General features: G+C 70.9%; 20 protein-coding genes. 11 read left to right on the top strand and 9 right to left on the bottom strand.

Annotated elements, in window-relative coordinates; genetic code table 11:
* Positions 1-58 precede the first annotated feature (58 nt).
* Positions 59-1,582 (top strand): ricin-type beta-trefoil lectin domain protein, encoded by a 1,524-nt coding sequence (locus AB0K02_RS17420; protein WP_365993303.1) that lies wholly within the window; start codon positions 59-61, stop codon positions 1,580-1,582.
* A gap of 690 nt (positions 1,583-2,272) precedes the next feature.
* On the opposite strand, the gene AB0K02_RS17415 is transcribed toward AB0K02_RS17420, so the two are convergent.
* Positions 2,273-3,940 (bottom strand): fumarate hydratase, encoded by a 1,668-nt coding sequence (locus AB0K02_RS17415; protein ID WP_365993302.1) that lies wholly within the window; start codon positions 3,938-3,940, stop codon positions 2,273-2,275.
* Positions 3,941-4,186: 246 nt separating this feature from the next.
* Between AB0K02_RS17415 and AB0K02_RS17410 the strand changes: the two genes are divergently transcribed.
* Together AB0K02_RS17410 and AB0K02_RS17405 are read left to right on the top strand one after the other, a co-directional pair.
* Positions 4,187-4,855, top strand: a complete 669-nt coding sequence (locus AB0K02_RS17410) for a DUF1707 domain-containing protein (RefSeq protein ID WP_365993301.1) — start codon at positions 4,187-4,189, stop codon at positions 4,853-4,855.
* A 151-nt stretch (positions 4,856-5,006) separates the two neighbouring features.
* Positions 5,007-5,360: a WhiB family transcriptional regulator gene (locus AB0K02_RS17405; protein WP_177150775.1), complete on the top strand. Its 354-nt coding sequence runs from the start codon at positions 5,007-5,009 to the stop codon at positions 5,358-5,360.
* A 105-nt stretch (positions 5,361-5,465) separates the two neighbouring features.
* Here the strand turns inward: AB0K02_RS17405 and glpX are convergent, their stop codons facing one another.
* Entirely contained in the window at positions 5,466-6,497 is a 1,032-nt protein-coding gene (glpX, locus tag AB0K02_RS17400) for a class II fructose-bisphosphatase (protein ID WP_307713680.1), read from the bottom strand.
* Positions 6,498-6,633: 136 nt separating this feature from the next.
* Between glpX and AB0K02_RS17395 the strand changes: the two genes are divergently transcribed.
* Positions 6,634-7,206, top strand: coding sequence for a DUF4245 domain-containing protein (locus tag AB0K02_RS17395; RefSeq protein WP_365993358.1), 573 nt, complete (start codon positions 6,634-6,636; stop codon positions 7,204-7,206).
* An 87-nt stretch (positions 7,207-7,293) separates the two neighbouring features.
* Here the strand turns inward: AB0K02_RS17395 and AB0K02_RS17390 are convergent, their stop codons facing one another.
* The 3 genes from AB0K02_RS17390 to xseA form a co-directional block, all read right to left on the bottom strand.
* Positions 7,294-7,884, bottom strand: coding sequence for a malonic semialdehyde reductase (locus tag AB0K02_RS17390; RefSeq protein WP_365993300.1), 591 nt, complete (start codon positions 7,882-7,884; stop codon positions 7,294-7,296).
* 184 nt (positions 7,885-8,068) lie between these two features.
* The gene (locus AB0K02_RS17385) at positions 8,069-8,302 is read right to left on the bottom strand and encodes an exodeoxyribonuclease VII small subunit (protein WP_365993299.1); all 234 of its coding nucleotides are present in this window, start codon (positions 8,300-8,302) and stop codon (positions 8,069-8,071) included.
* Between the two features lie 54 nt (positions 8,303-8,356).
* Positions 8,357-9,565: an exodeoxyribonuclease VII large subunit gene (gene xseA / locus AB0K02_RS17380; protein ID WP_365993298.1), complete on the bottom strand. Its 1,209-nt coding sequence runs from the start codon at positions 9,563-9,565 to the stop codon at positions 8,357-8,359.
* 141 nt (positions 9,566-9,706) lie between these two features.
* Here xseA and AB0K02_RS17375 point away from each other — a divergent pair, with 141 nt between their 5' ends.
* Together AB0K02_RS17375 and ppgK are read left to right on the top strand one after the other, a co-directional pair.
* Positions 9,707-10,699 carry a 4-hydroxy-3-methylbut-2-enyl diphosphate reductase gene (locus AB0K02_RS17375; RefSeq protein ID WP_365993297.1) on the top strand — a complete coding sequence of 331 codons (993 nt, stop codon included), beginning with the start codon at positions 9,707-9,709 and terminating at the stop codon, positions 10,697-10,699.
* Positions 10,700-10,760: 61 nt separating this feature from the next.
* A complete protein-coding gene (gene ppgK, locus AB0K02_RS17370; protein ID WP_365993296.1) occupies positions 10,761-11,501 on the top strand; it encodes a polyphosphate--glucose phosphotransferase in 741 nt (246 codons plus the stop codon).
* A 25-nt stretch (positions 11,502-11,526) separates the two neighbouring features.
* Here the strand turns inward: ppgK and AB0K02_RS17365 are convergent, their stop codons facing one another.
* Positions 11,527-12,003: a DUF6542 domain-containing protein gene (locus tag AB0K02_RS17365; protein ID WP_365993357.1), complete on the bottom strand. Its 477-nt coding sequence runs from the start codon at positions 12,001-12,003 to the stop codon at positions 11,527-11,529.
* Between the two features lie 291 nt (positions 12,004-12,294).
* On the opposite strand from AB0K02_RS17365, the gene ychF reads away from it, so the two are divergent.
* Positions 12,295-13,383, top strand: a complete 1,089-nt coding sequence (ychF, locus tag AB0K02_RS17360) for a redox-regulated ATPase YchF (RefSeq protein WP_365993295.1) — start codon at positions 12,295-12,297, stop codon at positions 13,381-13,383.
* Positions 13,384-13,503: 120 nt separating this feature from the next.
* Here ychF and AB0K02_RS17355 read toward each other — a convergent pair whose 3' ends face one another.
* Positions 13,504-13,896, bottom strand: a complete 393-nt coding sequence (locus tag AB0K02_RS17355; RefSeq protein WP_365993294.1) for a DNA-binding protein — start codon at positions 13,894-13,896, stop codon at positions 13,504-13,506.
* Positions 13,896-14,147: a hypothetical protein gene (locus AB0K02_RS17350; RefSeq protein WP_018845686.1), complete on the bottom strand. Its 252-nt coding sequence runs from the start codon at positions 14,145-14,147 to the stop codon at positions 13,896-13,898. Before AB0K02_RS17350 ends, AB0K02_RS17355 begins: the two co-directional genes overlap by 1 nt.
* 244 nt (positions 14,148-14,391) lie before the next feature.
* Here AB0K02_RS17350 and AB0K02_RS17345 point away from each other — a divergent pair, with 244 nt between their 5' ends.
* Entirely contained in the window at positions 14,392-16,572 is a 2,181-nt protein-coding gene (locus AB0K02_RS17345; protein WP_365993293.1) for a DEAD/DEAH box helicase, read from the top strand.
* A gap of 351 nt (positions 16,573-16,923) precedes the next feature.
* Positions 16,924-18,087 (top strand): thiolase family protein, encoded by a 1,164-nt coding sequence (locus tag AB0K02_RS17340; RefSeq protein WP_365993292.1) that lies wholly within the window; start codon positions 16,924-16,926, stop codon positions 18,085-18,087.
* A 132-nt stretch (positions 18,088-18,219) separates the two neighbouring features.
* Here AB0K02_RS17340 and AB0K02_RS17335 read toward each other — a convergent pair whose 3' ends face one another.
* On the bottom strand, positions 18,220-19,314 hold the full coding sequence (locus AB0K02_RS17335; RefSeq protein ID WP_365993291.1) for a threonine synthase: 1,095 nt from the start codon (positions 19,312-19,314) through the stop codon (positions 18,220-18,222).
* Positions 19,315-19,537: 223 nt separating this feature from the next.
* Between AB0K02_RS17335 and AB0K02_RS17330 the strand changes: the two genes are divergently transcribed.
* Positions 19,538-21,112 (top strand): S8 family serine peptidase, encoded by a 1,575-nt coding sequence (locus tag AB0K02_RS17330; RefSeq protein ID WP_365993290.1) that lies wholly within the window; start codon positions 19,538-19,540, stop codon positions 21,110-21,112.
* Positions 21,113-21,570: 458 nt separating this feature from the next.
* Positions 21,571-22,323 (top strand): GntR family transcriptional regulator, encoded by a 753-nt coding sequence (locus AB0K02_RS17325; protein ID WP_365993289.1) that lies wholly within the window; start codon positions 21,571-21,573, stop codon positions 22,321-22,323.
* Positions 22,324-22,825 lie beyond the last annotated feature (502 nt).

The following is a 22,825-nucleotide window of genomic DNA, read 5'->3' as shown; positions in this document are numbered from 1 at the left end:
TCCCAACTGCGCTACCCGCCAGTAAATACCGGGAGTAACCACAACTCGGGGAGGCGCAATGAAGGGAACAGGCCCAAGACTTCGCACACTGACTCGTACCGTGGCCGCCGCCGCGGTACTCGCCACCGTCCTGGGCGGGACGACGCTCACCGCCCCCGCCGCGGCCGGCACCCCGGCTGTGTCGTCGGTACCGCTGCCGCCCGGACTCGAAGCCGTCCGCGCGGCCGAGGCGACCGCACTCTACGGCAGCCCGGAGGAACGCCCGCCGGCCCTCCGCAAGACCGGCCTGATCTCGCTGGGCGACAGCGAGATCTCCGGTGAGGGCGTCGGCACCTACGAGCCCGGCACCAACGGCCCCGACAACTGGTGCCACCGCTCACCCGACGCGGCGATCCACCGCACGGGCATCGCCGCGGACCTGACGTTCAACGTCTCCTGTTCCGGCGCGTCCACCGGCAACATCCGCATCGGCGGATCGAAGCAGTACGCCGACGAACTCGTCCAGAGCGACAACCTCGCCATCAAGGCCCGCAACACCCGCATCAAGATGGTGCTGCTGGTGGCGGGCGCCAACGACGACCTCCAGTTCGGCCCCGTGATGACCGACTGCGTCGTGCGGTACATGACCTTCCAGGGCCCGTGCGAGCCGAAGTACGCACCCGGCTGGCAGGCCCGCGTCGACGGCCTCGTCCCCAAGGTCGAACAGACCGTGCGCGACCTGCGGACCGTCATGAGGGACGCCGGCTACGCCGACGGCGACTACAAGCTCGTCGTGATGGGCTACCCGAGCCCGGTCGGCCCCGACTTCCGCGACAATCCGGCATTCCCGGGCAAGCTGGCCTGCGGAGGGATGGGCTACGACTCCGACACCGTGTGGGGCCGCAACAGCGCCGTCCCCGCCTTCGAACGCGGCATGCGCGCGGCAGCGCGCGGCGCGGGCGCGGTGTACCTGGACAACTCCCGCCTCTTCCACGGCCATGAGGTCTGCTACCAGGACCCGTGGGCGCGGGGACTGTACGTGGACGTCACCAACCCCTTCCCACCGGACGCGAACTCGGTCCGCCAGTCCTTCCACCCGAACGCCCGCGGTCATGCGGCCTTCGCGTCGTGCCTCACACAGCTCTACGCCTCGGCGGCGAGGGAGGCGAGCTGCGCGGATGTGGCGTCCACGGGCCGGCCGGTGCTGCTCCCGCTGGCGTGGGACGACGCGTACCGCCCGCTGAAGGCGGCGTCCGGGCCGTGCCTGGACGTGTCGGGGGCGGTCACCCGCAACGGCACGGCCCTGCTGGCCTGGGGCTGCCACGGCGGCCGCAACCAGGCCTGGTGGTACGACCCGGAGCGCCGCTTGCTGCACACGGAACTGAGCCAGGACCGGTGCGTGGACGTCCCGGACGGGGCGTACCGGCCGGGCACGGAACTGATCGTGTGGGACTGCCACGGGGGCGCGAACCAGCAGTTCGTCCGCACGTCGGGGACGATCCGCCCGTCGGCGGCGCAGTCGTTGTGCGTGACGCTGCCGTCGCCGGGGGCGAGGGCGGCGCTGCAGCCGTGCGACGACAGTCCGGCCCAACGCTTGGCATAGCCCAGGGCCCTCGCGCTTCGCGCGACGGGGGCTCTGCCTGTGCCAGCACTCGCCAGGCCCGGATCTCCGTCCCGGGCCTGGCGTGGGTATCGGGTGCTCCGCCCCTGGGCTGCACAAGTGCGGGATCCGCCTCGGCCGCCGCGGGCTCCGGCCCCGGGCCGCTGGGCCAGGCAGTTGGGGTCCCCCGGGTCCGTGGCCGCGGGGACTGGTGTTTCAGCCGGGGACTTCCTGGGCTGTGGGCAGTTGGGGCTCCGGCCCCCGGGCCGCTGGGCCAGGCAGTTGGGGTCCCCCGGGTCCCGTGGCCCGCGGGGACTGGTGTTTCAGCCCGGGACTTCCTGGGCTGCGGGCAATTGGTGCTCCGCCTCAGGGCAGTGGCCTGACGCTTCGCGGGGGCGGGGCTCCGCACTGGGCCGCGGGCTGCCGGAATTGGGGTGTCGCCCCAGGCTCCCTGTGCTGCGCACCCCGTGCCCCCGCGCCGCAAGCGGCGGACGGGCCGACGTCGCTGCGCGACATCAGCCCGTCCGGGCCCCACGGCCGCCAGACCGCAGGGGAGTTCGAGGACACCGCGCGAAGCGCGGTACGAGTCCCGGGGCGGAGCCCCGAGCCCCGAGCCCCACGTCCGGCACGACGCAGGGCCACGGGGGTCCGGGGGCCTGCCCCCGGTTCGGAGAGGGGCGGGGAGGGGAACCGCTACGCCAGCCCCGGCCCCCGCACCGGAATCGACGTGAACGTCGGCGCAGGCGCCGGGTCCTGGAAGAAGTCGTTGCCCTTGTCGTCGACCACGATGAACGCCGGGAAGTCCTCCACCTCGATCTTCCACACCGCCTCCATGCCGAGCTCCTCGTACTCGACGACCTCGACCTTCTTGATGCAGTCCTGCGCGAGGCGGGCGGCCGGGCCGCCGATCGAGCCGAGGTAGAAGCCGCCGTGCGTGCCGCAGGCGTCGGTGACCTGCTGGGACCGGTTCCCCTTGGCCAGCATGATCTTCGAGCCGCCGGCCGCCTGGAACTGCTCGACGTAGGAGTCCATCCGGCCGGCCGTCGTCGGACCGAAGGAACCGGAGGCGTATCCCTCGGGGGTCTTCGCCGGGCCGGCGTAGTAGACCGGGTGGTCCTTCAGGTACTGCGGCATCTCCTCGCCCGCGTCCAGCCGCTCCTTGATCTTCGCGTGCGCGATGTCGCGCGCGACGACCAGCGGGCCGGTCAGCGAGAGCCGCGTCTTGACCGGGTACTTCGTCAGCTCGGCGAGCATCTCGTCCATCGGCCGGTTGAGGTCGATCCTGACGACGTCTCCGTCCTCGGCGAGCTGCTCGTCCGTCGTGTCCGGCAGGAAGCGCGCCGGGTCGGTCTCCAGCTGCTCCAGGAAGACGCCCTCGGCCGTGATCTTCGCGACGGCCTGGCGGTCGGCCGAGCAGGAGACTGCGATCGCGACGGGCAGCGAGGCGCCGTGCCGGGGCAGACGCACCACGCGCACGTCGTGGCAGAAGTACTTGCCGCCGAACTGCGCGCCGATGCCGATCTTCTGGGTGAGCTCGAAGACCTTCTTCTCCAGCTCCTCGTCGCGGAAGCCGTGGCCGAGCTCCGACCCCTCGGACGGCAGCTCGTCGAGGTAGTGCGCGGAGGCGTACTTGGCGGTCTTGAGCGCGAACTCCGCGCTGGTGCCGCCGACGACGATCGCCAGGTGGTACGGCGGGCAGGCGGCCGTGCCGAGCGAGCGGATCTTCTCCTCCAGGAACTTCATCATGCTCGCCTCGTTGAGCACGGCCTTCGTCTCCTGGTAGAGGAAGGACTTGTTGGCGCTGCCGCCGCCCTTGGCCATGAAGAGGAACTTGTAGGCGCCGCCGTCGGTCGCGTACAGCTCGATCTGCGCGGGCAGGTTGGAGCCGGTGTTCTTCTCCTCCCACATGGTGAGCGGAGCCATCTGCGAGTAGCGCAGGTTGAGCTTGGTGTACGCGTCGTAGATGCCGCGGGAGAGTGCCTCTTCGTCCCCGCCCTCGGTCAGCACGTTCTGACCGCGCTTGCCCATGACGATCGCGGTGCCGGTGTCCTGGCACATGGGGAGCACGCCGGCGGCCGCGATGTTCGCGTTCTTCAGCAGGTCCAGGGCGACGAACTTGTCGTTCGACGACGCCTCGGGGTCGTCGATGATGCGCCGCAGCTGCGCGAGGTGGGCGGGCCGCAGGTAGTGCTGGATGTCGTGGATGGCCTCGGCCGCGAGCTTGCGCAGCGCCTCGGGCCCGACCTTGAGGAACGTGCGCCCGTCGGCCTCGAAGGTGGAGACACCCTCGGAGGTCACCAGCCGGTACGGGGTGGTGTCCTCTCCCAGGGGGAGCAGATCCGTATACGCGAACTCCGGCATTTCGCCCATTCCTCACTTCACAGACAGCGGCTGGCCTCCGTTGGCAGCGCCCTCCAGCGTAGAACGCCCCTGCTGCCCCGATTGTGTGAGGTAAGGCTCACTTCCCGGATGCGGCGGGGGTCCGGGGTGACGGGCCACGCGCCGCGGCGTCGGTGGGCTCCCTCGGGTGGGAAATCGTCCGATTGCGGCCGGTTCCGTCCGTGCCGCCCCTGGTCGCGATCTATCGCGTTTCGCTAGGCTGACGACGTGGACCTCGAGAAGCAGCCCCAGAAGCCGGCCGTGCCCGTGGAGACCCGCCGCGCCGACCATGCTCTCCGCGCCTCGGACGCCGACCGCGACCGGATCGCGGACATCCTCAGGGACGCCCTGGCCGAAGGCCGGCTGGACGCCGAGGAGCACTCCGAGCGCATCGACGCCGTCTACCGCGCCAAGACCCTCGGCGAACTGGAGCCGCTGGTCGCCGACTTGCCCGCGGCGGGCCGGCGCACCGGCGCGGCTCCGTACGGGCCGGAGACCGACGAGCCCACCGGCCCCGCCGAGAACATGGTCGCCGTCTTCTCCAGCTCCACCCGCAAGGGGCGTTGGCGCGTCGGCCGCCGGACCAACGCGTTCTCCCTCTTCGGCAGCGTCGAGATCGACCTCACCGAGGCCCTGTTCGGGCAGCGCCTCACCGTGATCAACGCGACGTCGATCTTCGGCAACGTGGAGGTCCGCGTCCCCGAGAACATCACGCTGCGCGGCAGCGGCACCGGCTTCTGCGGGAGCTTCGAGGTCGTCACGCTGGAGGCCGCCGACCCCGAGGCGCCGGTGGTCGTCGTCAACGGCTACTCGGTTTTCGGCAATGTCGAGGCCAAGCCCAGGCGGGGCCGCCGCATCTCCGATCTCCACGACCGCCTGCGCAAACACCTCGGCTGACGGCCGCGCGCACCGAAGGATTTCCGCCGCGCGCGCCGATCCGCAATTCCGTACGTCGGAACTCAGTGCCACTCAGTGCTTAGGAGTGCGCACAGCGGGTAGGGACTGCTGCATCGTCTCTCGCTCGCGAATCCGTCGTCAGGAGTAGACCGTGCTGCAACTGCCGCATCAGTCCTTGCAGGTAGCCGCCGTTCCGCCTCAGCGCATCCCTGCTCGGGAGGATCAGGCCGGTCCCTGGCACGCGGAGGCGGTGTGCCGCCGCGACGAGGCCGGGCTCTTCTTCGCCCCCTCGAAGGAACCGACGGCTGCGCGCCTGTCGCGCGAAGAGGCTGCGAAGCGGGTCTGCGCCCGCTGCCCCGTGATGGTCGAGTGCCGGGAGCACGCCCTCCTCCAGCCCGAGCCGTACGGGGTGTGGGGCGGCCTCACGGCGGCCGAGCGCCGCGTGGTGCTGGCCCGGCGACGCAGGCGCGAGGTGGAGCTGAAGAAGTCCCCTTCGGCTGCCTGAGCGCACGACGCGGCCGCACACCGCATACGGCACACGACATACGGGAAGGGGCGCCCCCGGCGAGGGGCGCCCCTTCCCGTACGTCACGCGTCCGACGGCCGGCCGCTACTTCGCGCGGTCGAAGTCGATCTTGCTGTACGCGCGCAGCTTCGACAGCCGGTGCGTGGAGTCGATCTGGCGGATCGTGCCGGACTTCGAGCGCATCACCAGCGACGACGTGGTCGCGGTCTCCGAGCGGTAGCGGACGCCGCGCAGCAGCTCGCCGTCCGTGATGCCGGTGGCGACGAAGAACACGTTCTCACCGCTGACCAGGTCGTTCGTGGACAGCACCCGGTCCAGGTCGTGCCCGGCGTCGATCGCCTTCTGGCGCTCCGCGTCGTCCTTGGGCCACAGCTTGCCCTGGATCACGCCGCCCAGGCACTTGATCGCGCAGGCCGAGATGATGCCCTCGGGCGTACCGCCGATGCCGAGCAGCATGTCCACGCCCGTACCCTCGCGGACGGCCATGATGGAACCGGCGACGTCGCCGTCCGAGATGAACTTGATCCGGGCGCCGGTCTCGCGGATCTCCTTGACGATGCCCTCGTGGCGGGGCCGGTCCAGGATCACGACGGTGACGTCCTCGGGGGACATGCTCTTGGCCTTGGCGACCCGGCGGATGTTGACCGAGACGGGAGCGTTGATGTCGACGAAGTCGGCGGCCTCGGGGCCGGTCACCAGCTTGTCCATGTAGAAGACCGCGGACGGGTCGAACATGGTGCCGCGGTCGGCGGCGGCCAGGACGGCGATGGCGTTCGGCATGCCCTTGGCGTTGAGCGTGGTGCCGTCGATCGGGTCGACGGCGATGTCGACCTCGGCGCCGGTGCCGTCGCCGATCCGCTCACCGTTGTAGAGCATGGGCGCTTCGTCCTTCTCGCCCTCGCCGATGACGACGACGCCGTTCATCGAGACGGTGGAGACGAGGGTCCGCATGGCGTTGACCGCCGCGCCGTCGGCACCGATCTTGTCGCCGCGGCCCACCCAGCGGCCGGCGGCCATGGCGGCGGCCTCGGTGACCCGCACCAGCTCGAGGGCGAGGTTGCGGTCGGGGGCCTCGGGGGAGACCTCGAGCTCGGACGGCAGATGGTGCTCGGTCATCGGAGCGCACCTTTCTGTACGGCGACGGCCGGGGATAAGGAGGGTGCTGCGACTCTATCGGTACATCGACAAATTGAGCAGAGGGGCCCACGTATGAGCACAACACCATGATGCGACCATGGGGGGCGTGGCAGGTATGCGAGGCAAGCAGACGATCCGTGGCATGTTCCAGTCCATGGCGGTGATCGGCGTCGTCGTGGCGGGCATCTACATGCTCGTTCCGCACGACGAGCACGCGGACCCGATCAGGACGGTCGACTACCGCGTCGAGCTGGTGACGGCGCAGCGGGCAGCACCCTACCCTGTGGCCGTGCCGGAGGGGCTGGGCAAGGAGTGGCGGGCGACGTCGGTCACCTTCGACCGCGCGGACGCCCACGCCTGGCACCTCGGCTTCCTCGACCCGGACAACCAGTACGTGGCGGTGGAGCAGTCCACGGCGAAGGCCGCCGACAAGTACGTGCGTGAGGTCACCCACCAGGCGGCCGACACCGGCAGGACGCGGCAGGTGGCCGGCGAGACCTGGCAGCTGTGGGAGGGGCCGAAGTACGACGCCCTGGTGCTGACGGCCGGCGGCGCGACGACGGTGGTCACGGGGACGGCCCCGCCCGCGCGGCTGGCCGAGATGGCCGCCGCGCTCAGCCCCCGGCCGGGCGAGCCCGAGGAGGCCGTGCGGTCCTCGGCCCCGGCGACCGGGTCGGCGAAGCCGTAGCCGCAGCTGCGACGCGTACGGCGAAGGCCGCCGCACCCGGTGCTTGCATGGGGTGCGGCGGCCTTTCACGTGCCGTGCGGCGGCGGCTCAGACGGTGGTGACGACGTCCTCGTAGGACAGGCGCGGCGAGCGCGGGAACCAGGCGTCCTCACCCGGCTTGCCGATGTTGACGACCATCAGCGGGGTGTGGTCGTCGTCCAGGAACTCCTTCTGGATGCCCGCGGCGTCGTAGCCGGTCATCGGGCCGGCGGCCAGACCGGCGGCGCGGACGCCGACGATGAAGTAGGCGGCCTGGAGCGCGGCGTTGAGGGATGCGGCCGACTCACGGGCCGGGCGCTCGCTGAAGAAGAGGTCCTTGGCCTGCGGGAAGTGCGGCAGCAGGGTGGGGAGCTCCTCGTGGAACTCGTTGTCGGCGGCCAGGATCGCGACCAGCGGGGCGGTCGCGGTCTTGGCCTGGTTGCCCTCGGCCATGTGGGTGACCAGACGCTCCCGGGCCTCGGCGGAGCGGACCAGCACGACGCGCAGCGGGGTCTGGTTGAAGGCGGTCGGACCGTACTTGACCAGGTCGTAGATCGCCTGGACCTGCTCGTCGGTCACCGGCTCGTCGGTGAACGTGTTGGCGGTGCGGGCCTCGCGGAAGAGGAGGTCCTGGGCGGTGGGGTCGAGAACGAGCGACATGACGGGCATACCTTCCGAAACGGATTATGGGTCAACCAATGAATTCACCGTACAACGCATGCGGTTCAAGTTTCAACAAAATTCTGGCCCCCGTGAGCCGACTCACAGACGCCCCATCCGTCCTCCTCGGGCCGGCTGCGGCCTGCCCGGCCCCGCGGACCGCCACGCCGGCTGCCCCAGGGGACTAGCTCTCGCCGCCGTCCCCGTCCGGCTCGGACTCCGCCAGCGCCGCGTCCAGGCGCGCCCGGGCGCCCTCCAGCCAGTGGCGGCACACCTTCGCCAGCTCCTCGCCGCGCTCCCACAGGGCGAGCGACTCCTCGAGCGTCGTACCGCCCGCTTCCAGGCGGCGCACGACCTCGATCAGCTCGTCCCGCGCCTGCTCGTAACCGAGCGCGGCCTCTTCCGTCTTGGCAGCCATGCCAACCACCCTATGTGTGAGAAACGAACGCACTTCCCCAGGCGGCGGGAGCCCTCACTCCTCGACCCGCACCGCGAACTCGCCCCGGGCGACCCGCGCCCGCAGCCCCTCGCCGGCGCTCACGTCCTCCGGCGAGCGCACCACCGCGCCGTCGGCGCGCTGCAGCACCGCGTAGCCCCGCTCCATCGTCGCCGCGGGGGAGAGCGAGACCACCCGCGCGCGGGTGTGCGCGAGCTCCGAGTCCGCGCGGTCCAGAAGGTGGCCCAGCACCCGCCGGCTGCGCGCCAGCAGCGCGTCCACCTCGTCCTCGCGCTGGTCGACCATCCGGTGCGGATGCTCCATGCAGGGCCGGGCCAGACAGTGCGCCAGGCCGCGCTCCTCGCGGTCCAGCAGCCCCTGGACCGTGCGCAGCGCGCGCTCCCGCAGCTGGCGGACCCGCTGCAGCTCCTCGCCGACGTCCGGGACGACCTTCTTCGCGGCGTCGGTCGGCGTGGAGGCCCGAAGGTCGGCCACCAGGTCCAGCAGCGGCGAGTCCGGCTCGTGCCCGATGGCCGACACGACGGGCGTCGTGCACGCGGCCACCGCACGCACCAGCTGCTCGTCGGAGAAGGGGAGCAGGTCCTCCACACTCCCGCCGCCGCGCGCCACGATGATCACGTCCACGTCCTCCAGCGCGTCCAGCTCCTTCACCGCCTGGACGACCTGGGGCACAGCGTGGACGCCCTGCACCGCGACGTTGCGCACCTCGAAACGGACGTGCGGCCATCGCCGGCGCGCGTTCTCCAGGACGTCGCGCTCGGCCGCCGACGCCCGCCCGCACACCAGCCCCACCCGGTGCGGCAGGAACGGCAGCGCCCGCTTGCGGTCCGGCGCGAACAGTCCCTCGGCGCCCAGCGAGCGCTTCAGCTGCTCCAGCCGCGCGAGCAGTTCACCGATGCCCACCGGCTTCATCTCCGACGCCCGCAGCGACAGCTGCCCCCGCGGCGCGTACCACTCCGGCTTGGCGAGCACCACGACCCGCGCGCCCTCGGACACCACGTCCGCGACCGCGTCGAACACCTGCCGGAAGCAGGTGACGCTCACCGAGATGTCGTACGACGGATCGCGCAGGGTCAGGAAGACGACCCCGGCACCCGGCCGACGCGACAGCTGGGTGATCTGCCCCTCCACCCAGACCGCCCCGAGCCGGTCGATCCACCCCCCGATGAGCCGCGACACCTCGCCGACGGGCAGGGGAGCTTCCGCGGACGTGTTGAGAGCCATACGGGCGAGCGTAACGGCCGGGTACGACAACTCCGGCGACCCGAACCGGCCGCCTGCCCCGCGGGCGGTCCACCCGGCGCCGCCGCCCGTGTCCCGGGCCGCTGTCCACAGGAGATCACCCGTCCGCAGGGGGGCCTTACGATGGGACGCATGACTGCTACGCCGCCTGCCCGACGCGTCCTCCTCGCCGCTCCCCGCGGCTACTGCGCGGGCGTGGACCGTGCCGTGATCGCCGTGGAGAAGGCCCTGGAGCAGTACGGGGCGCCGATCTACGTCCGCCACGAGATCGTCCACAACAAGTACGTCGTGCAGACCCTGGAGAAGAAGGGTGCGATCTTCGTCGACGAGACGGCGGAGGTCCCGGAGGGGTCGATCGTCATGTTCTCCGCCCACGGCGTGGCGCCGATCGTGCACGAGGAGGCCGCCGAGCGGAAGCTCGCGACCATCGACGCGACCTGCCCGCTGGTCACCAAGGTCCACAAGGAGGCCGTGCGGTTCGCCAAGGAGGACTACGACATCCTCCTGATCGGCCACGAGGGCCACGAGGAGGTCATCGGCACCTCCGGCGAGGCGCCCGACCACATCACGCTCGTCGACGGCCCCGGCGACGTGGCGAACGTCGAGGTCCGCAACCCCGACAAGGTCGTCTGGCTCTCCCAGACCACGCTCTCGGTCGACGAGACGATGGAGACGGTCGACGCCCTGAAGACGAAGTTCCCCGGCCTGATCTCCCCGCCGAGCGACGACATCTGCTACGCGACGCAGAACCGCCAGACCGCCGTCAAGCAGATGGGCGCCGAGGCCGACCTCGTCATCGTCGTCGGCTCCAAGAACTCGTCGAACTCGGTACGGCTCGTCGAGGTGGCGCTCGGCGCGGGCGCCCGTGACGCGCACCTGGTCGACTTCGCCGACGAGATCGACGAGGCGTGGCTGGAGGGCGTCTTCACGGTCGGCGTGACCTCCGGCGCGTCCGTGCCCGAGGTGCTCGTCGAGGGCGTGCTGGAGTGGCTGTCGAAGCGCGGCTTCGAGGACGTCGAGATCGTCAAGGCCGCGGAGGAGTCGATCACGTTCTCGCTCCCCAAGGAGCTGCGCCGCGACCTGCGCGCGGAGGCGGCACGGCTGTCGGGCCAGTAACCGGCCGGCGGTCGTCCCGACACGCTCGTCCCGCTCCGCCCGCCCCCTTAACGTGGTGCCCATGAACGTCTTCGGAGTGGACATCGGCGGTTCCGGGATCAAGGGCGCTCCCGTGGACCTGGAGCGGGGCGACCTGGCCGCGGAGCGCCACAAGGTGCTGACGCCGCAGCCCGCGACACCGGACGCGGTGGCGGACGGCGTCGCCGAGGTGGTCGCCCACTTCGGCTGGGACGGGCCGGTCGGCATCACGTTCCCCGGCGTCGTCACCGGCGGCGTCACCCGCACCGCGGCCAACGTCGACAAGGGCTGGGTCGACCAGGACGCGGCACGCCTCCTCGGCGACCGCCTCGGCGGGCTGCCGGTGACCGTGCTGAACGACGCGGACGCGGCGGGCGTGGCGGAGATGACGTTCGGCGCGGGCCGTGGCCGCAAGGGCGCGGTGATCCTGCTGACGTTCGGTACGGGCATCGGCAGCGCCCTCTTCGTCGACGGCCGCCTGGTCCCCAACACCGAGCTCGGCCATCTCGAACTGGACGGGCACGACGCCGAGAAGCGCGCCTCCACGAAGGCCAAGGAGGACGCGGACCTCAGCTGGGCGCACTGGGCGCGGCGGGTCCAGAAGTACCTGGCGCACGTGGAGATGCTGTTCTCGCCGGAGCTGTTCGTCATCGGCGGCGGGGTGAGCCGCAAGGCGGAGAAGTTCCTGCCGCTGATCGAGGGCGTGCGGGCCGAGATCGTCCCCGCGGAGCTGCAGAACAACGCGGGCATCGTGGGGGCGGCGATGGCGGCTGCGGGGCGCTGAGGGGGCATGGCCCGCCGCCGGCGCGTCAGCGGCGGGCTGCCCCGCCCGGCTGCCCCGGCCCGCCGGGACGGGAACGGCGCCGTCGCCGCCCCATCGTCCGTACCTTGCGCACGCAGGTGATCAGCCCGGCGATCAGCGTCCCGCCGTACAGCCAGCCGGCGTGCACGGCGAGGGCGGTGACGACCGCCATGGTCTGCCCGCCGAAGCCGCCGTCGCCGCCGGAGATCGGAACGATCCCCACGGCGAAGGCGATCGGCACGATGACCGGGGCCATCACCAGGTCGGCCTCGCGCACCCACAGCGCGGTCAGCGCGCTCACCGGCAGGAACAGCAGCCCGTACGCCACCGGCGAGCCGTCCAGGAGCAGCCGGTCCAGGCTGCCGAGCGCCAGCATCACCGCGGCCCCGAAGAGCCCGGCGCCCAGCCCCGTCAGCCGGGGATTCGGCAGCCGGCGCAGCGCGAGCACGACCGGCGGCACCGGCCGCGGGGGCCGGGCGGGCACCGGGTAGACGGTGCCGTCGGCGAGCGCACCCCGGGCGGGAAGGGTGCCCTGCGGACGCTGCCGGGACTGGGGGCGACGAGTTCTGGGCTGCTCCACATCGACCAACGTAGGTTGCCGGGAGGCGGTAGGGAGGTACCAGACACGCCCTTTGGGCGACCTTGGCCCTCCGTTCGACTCCCGGCGGCCGTCGCTGTCCGGCACGGCCCGCCCGTAAACTGGTGGATCGGCCCGCCCATGCCGGGCCGTACGGCCCCCCGCCAGTCCTCACTCTCCACTCAGGAAGTCGCCAACGTGTCGCTCACGATCGGAATCGTCGGTCTGCCGAATGTCGGCAAGTCGACCCTGTTCAACGCCCTGACCAAGAACGACGTGCTGGCGGCCAACTACCCGTTCGCCACGATCGAGCCGAACGTGGGCGTCGTCGGCGTCCCGGACGCCCGCCTCACGAAGCTGGCCGAAATCTTCTCCTCGCAGCGGGTCCTCCCGGCGACGGTCGACTTCGTCGACATCGCGGGCATCGTGCGGGGCGCGAGCGAGGGCGAGGGCCTGGGCAACAAGTTCCTGGCGAACATCCGCGAGTCGGACGCGATCTGCCAGGTCATCCGCGCCTTCAAGGACGAGAACGTCGTGCACGTCGACGGCAAGGTCTCGCCGAAGGACGACATCGAGACGATCAACACCGAGCTGATCCTCGCGGACCTGCAGACGATCGAGAAGGTCCTGCCGCGGCTGGCCAAGGAAGCGCGCATCAAGAAGGACGTGGCGCCGAAGGTCGCGGCCGTCGAGGCGGCGAAGGAGATCCTGGAGCGGGGCGACACCCTCTTCTCGCAGGGCATCGTCCAGGGTTCCGAGAAGGCCGAGCTGCTGCACGACCTGCACCTGCTCACCACGAAGCCGTTCCTCTACGTCTTCAACGTCGACGAGGACGAGCTGACGGACGACGCCTTCAAGGACGAGCAGCGCGCCCTGGTGGCCCCCGCCGAGGCGATCTTCCTCAACGCCAAGCTGGAGGCGGACCTCGCCGAGCTCGACGAGGACGAGGCCCTGGAACTCCTCCAGTCCGTCGGCCAGGAGGAGCCGGGCCTGGCGACCCTGGCCCACGTCGGCTTCCGCACCCTCGGCCTGCAGACCTACCTCACGGCGGGCCCGAAGGAGTCCCGCGCCTGGACGATCAAGAAGGGCGCCACGGCCCCCGAGGCGGCCGGCGTGATCCACACCGACTTCCAGAAGGGCTTCATCAAGGCGGAGGTCATCTCCTTCGCCGACCTGGTGGAGACGGGCTCGGTCGCGGAGGCCCGCGCGAAGGGCAAGGCGCGCATGGAGGGCAAGGAGTACGTGATGCAGGACGGCGACGTGGTGGAGTTCCGCTTCAACGTCTGACGTCTCGTCAAGAACTGTGCCCGACCCGCCTGTTGGTGGGTCGGGCACAAGCTTCTGTCCGCAGGGAGTCCTCGCCTCGTGATTTGGGGCAGTGGCAGGTCTGGTCGGCGTGAGGCTGCCTCAGACCTTGACGACCTCCGCGTAAGGGCCGCACAGGAGTGTCAGATCCTCGGGGTCGGACGTGAGGACGGTGACCGGCCGGGGTGCGTTGCGGGCGATGACGGCGAAGGCGGCATCGATGGCGTACTTGTGGCCGTGTAGGTGATGGGTGCGAAGAAGCGCGGCAGCCTGGTCGGTGATCGCCTTGGTGACGTCGTGAACGTCGACCCGGGAGAGGACCCACTTGATGCGGGCTGGGCGGATACGCTCGTAGTCGGCCTCAAGAGTGGTCATGGCGCTGGTGGCGACGCGGATGCCCTCTTCCGACGCCGCTTGGACCAGAGCCACGACGGTACGGTCCTTGCGGTAGAGCTTCGAGAGGCCTTCGCTGTCGAGCAGTAGGGTGCCGGGCATCAGGCGGCGGCCCCGCCTGCCTGCCGGTGGTCGTGGCGCAGCAGCGCCCGGGCGGCCTCGACCTCCTCGCGGGTGAGAGCTTCGTTGTCGGTCTCGAAGTCGGCGACGATCTCCCGGAGCTTGTCCATGGCGACCCGCTGTTCGAGGGCCTCAGCGACGTAGGCGGAGAAGCCGCCCGGGCCGACGTGGGCGCGTACGGCCTCGGCGAGGTCCTCGGGGAGACTGATGGAGTACTTCCTGCTACCGCTCATGCCGCTGATCCTACCGGCGGTCGTAAGCCTTCGGTGGTGAAAAGCTCCTGCAGGTCCGACTTCTGCGCCGAGTTCTCCCGCATCCCCGAGATCGCGAGAAGGGGGCCTCTGACCTGCGGCAGCGCAGGTCAGGCGCCCCCGTCCGATGGGACATCGGCATCTCGCCCGGACTGGACGGGCACCCCGTGCAGGGTCGGATTGGGCGGTGGGAGGATGCGGCGACTGCGAGAGAGGGGCGGGACGCGTGGGGCGTGGTGAGCGGGACACGGTCGCAACGGGAGCGCGACTGTACGAGGCGGCGCAGGCAGTGGCCGGTGACCACGCCAGGGCAGTCGAGGCGGTGCGGGCGGCGCTGAAGCCGATTCATGACGCGGCGGTCACGCGGGAGCTCGACGCCATCCCTGTCGCCCGGCTGCAGGACGCCACTGAAGGACGCCTGCGGCTGGGGAACGTCGAGAAGAGCGGCCTTGGCACGGTGGGCCGTGTTCTCGAAGCGGGCCCCTATCGGTTGCGGCAGATTCCCGGTGTCGGGCAGCGCACGGTTGATCAGATCCTTGCCGCTGCTCGGCGGCTTTCCGAAGCGGTGCACGAGACGGTGGCCGTCCACATTGACGTGGACCGGCCGGAGCCGAGCACCACCGCGCTCGTCATGGCCCTGCACGTACTGGTGGAAGCCGGCCCGGACGCCCGGCGCGCGGTGGATCGCGCCGCAGCCCTGTCGGAACGGCTCGGCCCGTTGCTGGTCGACGCGAGGCCCGCCGTCGGGCGTTTCAGAATGCTCCTGGCCGGCCAGGAGAAGAAGGCACGTGCCCTGGCGGCGGTCGCCGAGATCCGCTCACTGGTGGACGAAGCAGACCAGGCCGACCTGCCTGAGCTGCTCGCCCAAGCCTCGGTGGACCTGCTGCGTGGATCTTCGTCCGACATCGCGGCATGGGTGGACTTCGAACTCCGCTCCGCGGAGTACTACAGCCTGCTCGCCGAGATCTCCGGGCGGCTGCCGGACGCGGCAGCCGCCGAGGGGTTCCTGCCGGAGGAGATCGCCGAGCGGGTACGGACGCAACAGCTCGACGACTCGCACCGACGGGTCTCCCTGCGCGGTTACCAGGCGTTCGGCGCGCGATTCGTCCTTGCGCAGCGCAAGGTGATACTCGGCGACGAGATGGGTCCTGGGAAGACCATCCAGGCGATTGCCGTGCTGGCACACCTGGCCGCCGAGGGGCAGAGCCATTTCATGGTCGTCTGCCCGGCGAGTGTTCTCGTGAACTGGACTCGGGAGATCGAGGCCCGCAGCGCCCTTCGCGTCGTGGTGCTTCACGGACCCGACCGGCACTACGCGTTCGCCGACTGGAAGGGGCGGGGCGGGGTGGGGGTGACCACGTTCGACGCGCTGCGCGGTTTTCCGGCGCCGGGCGGCGGAGAGGTCGGACTGCTCGTCGTCGACGAAGCTCACTCCGTGAAAAACCCGAAGACCAAGCGGTCTCAGTCGGTCGCCCTGTGGACGGAGCGTTGTGAGCGCAGCCTCTTCATGACCGGAACCCCGATGGAGAACCGGGTCGTGGAGTTCCGCAACTTGGTCCGGATTCTCGATGGAGGGGTGGCGGACTCCCTTGGCGAGCGGGACGCCTTGGCAGGATCGGTCGCCTTCCGCAAGGCGGTCGCCCCGGTCTACCTGAGGCGCAACCAGGAAGACGTGCTGACGGAACTCCCCAGTCTTCAGCAGACCGACGAGTGGGAGGAGCTGAGCGCGTCGGACGAGGTGGCGTACCGCGAAGCCGTGCGCGCAGGCAACTTCATGGCGATGCGCAGGGCCGCGTACATGCGCCCCGAGAGGTCGGCCAAGCTGGACCGGCTCCGCGAGATCGTTCAGGAGGCCGGCGAGAACGGGCAGAAGACAGTGATCTTCTCCAACTTCAAGGACGTGCTGGGCGTGGTAAAGGCGGCGCTCGCTGCGGGTCCTACTGCCGGTACTCCGATGTTCGGTCCGCTCACCGGCAGCGTCCCGGCCGGGCGACGGCAGCAGATCGTCGACGACTTCGCCGGGGTCTCGGGACCAGCGCTGCTCCTGGCACAGGTCCAGGCGGCCGGTGTCGGCCTCAATATGCAGGCTGCCTCCGTTGTCATCATCTGCGAACCGCAGATCAAGCCGACCATCGAACACCAGGCAGTGGCTCGGGCTCACCGCATGGGACAGGTCAGGTCGGTTCACGTGCATCGCCTTCTCGCCACCAGGGGAGTGGATGAACGCATGGTGAGGATGCTGGAGGAGAAGACCCGTCTGTTCGATGCTTACGCCCGCCGTAGCGCCGTAGCCGAAGCCACCCCGGACGCGGTCGACGTGTCAGACATCGAGCTGGCCCGCCGGATCGTCGAGGAGGAGCAGGCGCGTCTGGGTATGGCGGACGGACCCCCCACGGCATCCGGGTGAGGAGGTCCTCCAGTCCGCAGCCAGTCCGCAGGACACCCGTAAACAGCAGTCTGGAGCCAACGCACGTCAACAAGGAAATCCCAGGTCAGGGGCCTGTGGAGGGCTCCGCCGCAGGTCAGGATCGGGCCGCAGACATTCCGCTTCAACGTCTGATCGGGTTGCGTGAAAGGGCCGGACTCCCTTGGGGGTCCGGCCCTTTCACGTGCTGCCGGTGCCGGGTCGTCCCGGGAGTCGGCGCGGTGGTGTGACCGGGCACACGCGATCGGCCTTCCCGAGTGGGTTGTGAATTCCAACTGACGCCGGAATAGTCTCTGTCGTGGATGGTTTGGAATTCCAACTCAGGAGGTTGTCGTGCGAGATGCGGTGATCATCGAGGCGGTGCGTACACCCGTCGGCAGGGGGAAGCCGGGAGGTGCGCTGCATGAGGAGCGGCCCGTCGATCTGCTCGCGCGCACCCTTGTCGCGCTCGTGGAGCGGGCCGGGATCGACCCGGGGCTCGTCGACGACGTCATCGGCGGGTGCGTGACACAGGTGGGGGACCAGTCGTACAACATCACGCGCAACGCCGTGCTCGCCGCCGGGTTCCCCGAGGCCGTGCCGGGCATGACCGTCGACCGGCAGTGCGGTTCCTCGCAGCAGGCCGCGCACATCGCCGCGCAGGGCGTCATCAGCGGGGCGTACGACATCGCCATCGCGTGCGGCGTCGAGTCGATGTCCCGGGTGCCGATGGGGTCCGCCGTGCTGCCGGGCAGCGATCCGTTCGGGCTGCGGCTCGCGGAGCGCTACCCGGGCGGGCTCGTCGGACAGGGCGTCAGCGCCGAACTGATCGCCGCCCGCTGGAAGATCTCCCGCGAGGAACAGGACGCGTACGCCCTGGAGTCCCATCGCCGTGCCGCCGCGGCCTGGGAGCGGGGAGAGTTCGACCGCGAGGTGGCCTGGACCGGGCAGCGGGACGAGAGCGTACGGCCCACGACGTCCGCCGAGGCGCTGGCGGGCCTCGGGTCCGCGTACCACGACGCAGCCACCGCCGAGCGCTTCCCCGAGATCGGATGGCAGGTGACGGCCGGCAACAGCTCACCGGTCAACGACGGAGCCGCGGCCGTGCTCGTCATGGGCGCGGACGTGGCGGAGCGGCTGGGGCTGCGGCCGCGTGCCCGCTTCCACTCCTTCGCCGTCGCGGGCGACGATCCGCTGCTGATGCTCACGGCGATCGTCCCGGCGACGGAGAAGGTTCTGGCGCGGGCCGGGTTGACGATCGGGGACATCGATCTGTTCGAGGTCAACGAGGCGTTCGCGTCGGTGGTGCTTGCCTGGCTGCGCGAGACGGGTGCGGACCACGAGAAGGTGAACGTGCGCGGGGGCGCGATCGCCATCGGGCATCCGCTGGGCGCCAGCGGGGCCCGCCTCATGACGACGATGCTGCACGCCATGGAGGACCGGGGCGCCCGCTTCGGCCTCCAGACCATGTGTGAGGCGGGGGGCATGGCCAACGCGACGGTCCTCGAACGCATGTGAGGCGGCGTGGCCACGGTCGGCCCACCGGGACTCGCCCCGGTGGGCCGCCGCACGTGACGGGCCGTGCCTCCCGCGCGCCGGTCGGGCTGCCGTGCGGCGCGGTCGTCGCCAGGGCCTCACGCTGCCCACGCGTCAGTCGCCGCCGACGAACCCCGTTTTCAGACCCGCCCCGCACAGGGGGACCACCGCCGTGCGGTCGGTCCACGAACCGGCCGCCGCCCAGCACGCCACGCCCGTCGACTCCACGAACAGGCCCCGTGCCGCCAGGTCCTGCTGCGCCGCGCGGATCTCGGGCTCCGTCACCGTCAGGAACTCGCCTCCCGACTCCCGTACCGCCCGCAGGATCTGCCGGGCGCGCGGCGGGCGGGGGATCGCGATGCCCTCCGCGAGCGTCGGCGTCGCACGGGCCGGAGCGAGCAGGTCGTGCGCGCCCGCGCGGAACGCCGCCGCCAGCGGGGAGACCGCCTCGGCCTGCACGGCGACCAGCGCGGGGCGCGTGTCGATCAGCCCGTGGGCGAGCAGTTCGTCGAGCGCGAGCGCGGCGCCGAGCAGCAGGGTGCCGTTGCCGACGGGCACGACGACCGCCTCGGGGAGCCGGCCGCCCAGGTCCTCCCAGAGTTCGTAGACATAGGTCTTGGTGCCGTGCAGGAAGTACGGGTTGTAGACGTGGCTCGCGTAGAAGACACCCCGTTCGCCGGCCGCTGCCCGCGCGGCGGACGCCGTGGCCTCGCGGTCTCCGGGGACCACCTCCAGGCGGGCGCCGTGCGCCCGGATCTGCTCGGTCTTCTTCGCGGACGTGCCCTCGGGGACGTACACCGTGCACCGCAGGCCCGCCCGCGCGCAGTACGCGGCGACGGACGTGCCCGCGTTGCCGCTGCTGTCGGCGACCACCCGGCGAGGCCCCAGCCGCCGGGCCAACTCCGCCAGCATGACCGCTCCCCGGTCCTTGAAGGACAGCGTCGGCATGACGAAGTCGAGCTTCGCCGACACGTTCGCCGTGAGGGGAACGAGCGGGGTCCGGCCCTCGCCGAGCGTGGTCTCGGGCGCGGACAGCGGCAGCGCCTCTTCGTAACGCCACAGCGAATTCACGCGTCCCGCCAGAGCGGAACGGGGAACGGCTGAGGCACGGAAGTCCAGGTCGAGGGGGCTCCGGCAGTCCGGGCAGCACCAGATGTCAGAATCGACCGGCCAGTCACTCGTGCAATCGGGACAGCGGTAGGACGTCATGGGCCGCCAGCATGGCAGCCCTGTGGCGCCTGACGGCGGTTGTGTGGCGCTCATGTTTCACTGCCGCCCGTCCTCTTGTGCGATTCCTATGGATCGGCCAATCTTTCGCTCGGCGGACGGACAAGGGGGGTTGCCCAGTTGATACCCAATCGTTGGCATGCCCCTGTCGTCCATCTGTCATGACCCCCACAGCAACGCACCACCAATGAGGAGGACCCCTCACATGTCTGTGATGCGTGACTCGCGGCGAAGACTCGCCGCGGCCAGCGCCATAGCCGTCGCCGCGCTCTCGCTCGGCACGGTCTCCGCCCTCCCGGCCGCCGCTGCCCCGGCGGCGGCCGAAGGCGTCATCGAGAACGCCGGTGCCCCCGGCGCCATCAAGGGCAGCTACATCGTCACGCTCGACGAGTCCGAGGCAGACGCGGGCTCGAAGGCGGGCAAGGCTCTCGCGGCCGAGTACGGCGCGAAGATCAAGCGGACGTACAACGCCGCGCTCAACGGCTACTCCGTGCAGCTCAGCGAGGAGCAGGCGAAGAAGTTCGCGGCGGACCCGGCCGTCGAGTCCGTCGTGCAGAACCGCGTCTTCACGATCTCCGGCACGCAGCCGAGCCCGCCGTCCTGGGGTCTCGACCGGGTCGACCAGAGGGCGCTCCCGCTCAACCAGAGCTACACCTACCCCGACACCGCGGGTGAGGGGGTGACGGCGTACGTCATCGACACCGGTGTGCGCATCACCCACAGCGACTTCGGCGGCCGCGCGTCCTACGGCTACGACGCCATCGACAACGACAACACGGCACAGGACGGCCACGGTCACGGCACGCACGTCGCCGGCACCGTCGCCGGGTCCTCCCACGGTGTGGCCAAGAAGGCCAAGATCGTCGGCGTCCGCGTGCTCGACAACTCCGGCTCGGGCACGACCGAGCAGGTCGTCGCCGGCATCGACTGGGTGACGCAGAACGCCGTCAAGCCGGCCGTCGCCAACATGAGCCTCGGCGGCGGCGTCGACACCGCCCTCGACACGGCCGTGCGCAACTCCATCGCCTCCGGCATCACCTACGCGGTCGCGGCGGGCAACGACGGGTCCAACGCCTCCAACTACTCGCCCGCGCGGGTGACCGAGGCCATCACCGTCGGCTCCACCACCAGCACCGACGCCCGTTCCAGCTTCTCCAACTACGGCAGCGTGCTGGACATCTTCGCCCCGGGCTCGTCGATCAAGTCGACCTGGAACACCAGCGACACGGCGACGAACACCATCTCCGGCACCTCGATGGCGACGCCGCACGTCGCGGGCGCGGCCGCGCTGTACCTGGCGGCCAACAAGACCGCGACCCCGGCCCAGGTCTCCTCGGCCCTGACCACCGCCGCCACCTCCGGCGTGGTGGGCAACCCGGGCACCGGCTCGCCCAACCGCCTGCTGTACGTCGGCGGCGGCAGCACCACCCCGCCCGGACCGAAGTTCGAGAACACCGGCGACTACGCGATCAACGACTTCGCCACCGCCGAGTCGCCGATCACCGTCAGCGGTGTCACGGGCAACGCGCCGGCCAGCCTGGCCGTCTCGGTCGACATCAAGCACACCTACATCGGTGACCTGAAGGTCGACCTCGTCGCCCCTGACGGCTCGGTCTACAACCTGAAGGCCTACGGGTCCGGCGGCAGTGCGGACAACGTGATCAACACCTACACGGTGAACGCGTCGTCCGAGGTGGCCAACGGCACCTGGAAGCTGCGGGTGAGCGACAACGCGCGCTACGACACGGGCAGGATCGACGCCTGGGCGCTGCAGTTCTGAGGTCAGCCCTCGCAGGGACCTGACACAGGGGAGGGGCGGCCGTTCGCGGCCGCCCCGTTCCACGTGCCAGGTCGTCCCGAAGGTCCGTCACCTGCCGCCCGGGGGCTTCCCGTCGTGTGACCGCGCGCCGTTGGCGGGAGTTCGACGACCCCGAGGGGCAAGCCGAGGTCACAGCTACGCGCCCACCGAGGTCGGTCGGCGGAGCGGTGACCGCACGGTGACCTGCGCCTGTTCGGCGACCGAAGGCAAGCTCACGGGCCCCTGCAGGGCCGCGCGGCCGCCTCCGAGCCGGAGGGCGACGGGGCCGGCGTCCGAGCGGGTCCGGTGCCGGACGTACCGGCGGTAAACCGCTCCCGACCGGCAAATCATCACATCGAGTGAAACTTTGGCCCACACTTGCGGTCAACGACCCACGGTTGCCAGTCTGTTGCTGTCTGTCAACCTGTTGGGAGTGGCCAGTGACATTCGGTGAGCAGCCCGCCTACTTGCGCGTTGCGAGCGATCTGCGGGAGAAGATCGTGAACGGCTCGCTGCCGCCGCACACCCGACTGCCCTCGCAGGCGCGCATCCGCGAGGAGTACGGCGTCTCGGACACGGTCGCCCTGGAGGCCCGCAAGGTGCTCATGGCGGAGGGGCTGGTGGAGGGCCGGTCCGGCTCCGGGACGTACGTGCGCGAGCGGCCCGTCCCGCGACGGGTGGCCCGTTCCGGGTTCCGGCCGCCCTCAGGCGCGAGCCCGTTCCGCCAGGAGCAGGCGGAGGACGGGACCCGGGGCACCTGGGAGTCCAGCAGCGAGCAGGAGGGCGCGAGCCCGGAGATCGCCGCCCGGCTCGGCATCCAGCGCGGCGACCGGGTCATGCGCACCCGCTATCTGTACCGGGACGGGGGCGAGGCCATGATGATCTCCACGTCCTGGGAGCCCCTGGAGGTCACGGGCCGGACGCCGGTGATGCTTCCCGAGGAGGGACCGCTCGGCGGCTGCGGTGTGGTCGAGCGCATGGCCGCCATCGACGTCGTCGTGGACAACGTGGTGGAGGAGGTCGGCGCCCGGCCCGGCCTCGCGGAGGAGCTGCTCGCGCTCGGCGGCGTGCCGGGGCATGTGGTGATGGTGATCGAGCGGACGTACTACGCGTCGGGGCGCGCGGTCGAGACGGCGGACGTGGTCGTGCCGGCGGACCGCTACCGCGTCGCGTACCACCTTCCCGTGAAGTGAGGGCGCCGGCCCGGGGGCTGTGACGGCGCGTCATCGCGGCCCGGCTCCCCGCAACGTCACGGCGCCCGTCGACCGCCTGGGCCACGAGGGGCGGTCACCGCCTGGCCCGCGCGCACACGGTCTGCGGCCCCGACGTCCCGCCGCCGAGATCACCGCCATGCGCGACTGCACGGCCCGCGCGGCGGCGTACGCGCTTCCCGGCATCGCCGGCTGCTCTGTCCCCGGCCCGATCTGTTCGCTGTGCTGTTCCCCGGACGTCGCACGCGGTGACGTCTGCCGCAAGGAACCGGCCAGGGAGCCGGTCCTGTTGCCCCCTGTCCATGGTGCGGGCCGACTGAGCCGGTGCCCGGCTGGGCGGCGGGCATCCGGCGTTCACGGCGGAACAGGGGGGCGTATCCAGCCGGATGCGCCCCCTTCAGGTATCTCTTTGTGAAAACCCGTATCCGCTCAGTGAAGGTCAGGCGTAGGCTTGGGCATATGCTGAGTGGGGTTTCAAGCATCA

Source organism: Streptomyces sp. NPDC049597 (genome assembly GCF_040675505.1).
GTDB lineage: Bacteria > Actinomycetota > Actinomycetes > Streptomycetales > Streptomycetaceae > Streptomyces.
The sequence above is the reverse complement of the archived record's forward strand: the minus strand, read 5'-3'. Positions and strand labels throughout refer to the sequence as shown.

Coding starts and splice junctions, on each gene's coding strand:
- AB0K02_RS17395 (WP_365993358.1), top strand. CDS start 6,634: ATGCGAGGCAAGCAGACGATCCGTGGCATGTTCCAGTCCATGGCGGTG.
- AB0K02_RS17350 (WP_018845686.1), bottom strand. CDS start 14,147: ATGAGCGGTAGCAGGAAGTACTCCATCAGTCTCCCCGAGGACCTCGCC.
- AB0K02_RS17420 (WP_365993303.1), top strand. CDS start 59: ATGAAGGGAACAGGCCCAAGACTTCGCACACTGACTCGTACCGTGGCC.
- AB0K02_RS17330 (WP_365993290.1), top strand. CDS start 19,538: ATGTCTGTGATGCGTGACTCGCGGCGAAGACTCGCCGCGGCCAGCGCC.
- AB0K02_RS17375 (WP_365993297.1), top strand. CDS start 9,707: ATGGGACGCATGACTGCTACGCCGCCTGCCCGACGCGTCCTCCTCGCC.
- AB0K02_RS17415 (WP_365993302.1), bottom strand. CDS start 3,940: ATGCCGGAGTTCGCGTATACGGATCTGCTCCCCCTGGGAGAGGACACC.
- glpX (WP_307713680.1), bottom strand. CDS start 6,497: ATGACCGAGCACCATCTGCCGTCCGAGCTCGAGGTCTCCCCCGAGGCC.
- AB0K02_RS17385 (WP_365993299.1), bottom strand. CDS start 8,302: ATGGCTGCCAAGACGGAAGAGGCCGCGCTCGGTTACGAGCAGGCGCGG.
- ppgK (WP_365993296.1), top strand. CDS start 10,761: ATGAACGTCTTCGGAGTGGACATCGGCGGTTCCGGGATCAAGGGCGCT.
- AB0K02_RS17355 (WP_365993294.1), bottom strand. CDS start 13,896: ATGCCCGGCACCCTACTGCTCGACAGCGAAGGCCTCTCGAAGCTCTAC.
- xseA (WP_365993298.1), bottom strand. CDS start 9,565: ATGGCTCTCAACACGTCCGCGGAAGCTCCCCTGCCCGTCGGCGAGGTG.
- AB0K02_RS17335 (WP_365993291.1), bottom strand. CDS start 19,314: ATGACGTCCTACCGCTGTCCCGATTGCACGAGTGACTGGCCGGTCGAT.
- AB0K02_RS17390 (WP_365993300.1), bottom strand. CDS start 7,884: ATGTCGCTCGTTCTCGACCCCACCGCCCAGGACCTCCTCTTCCGCGAG.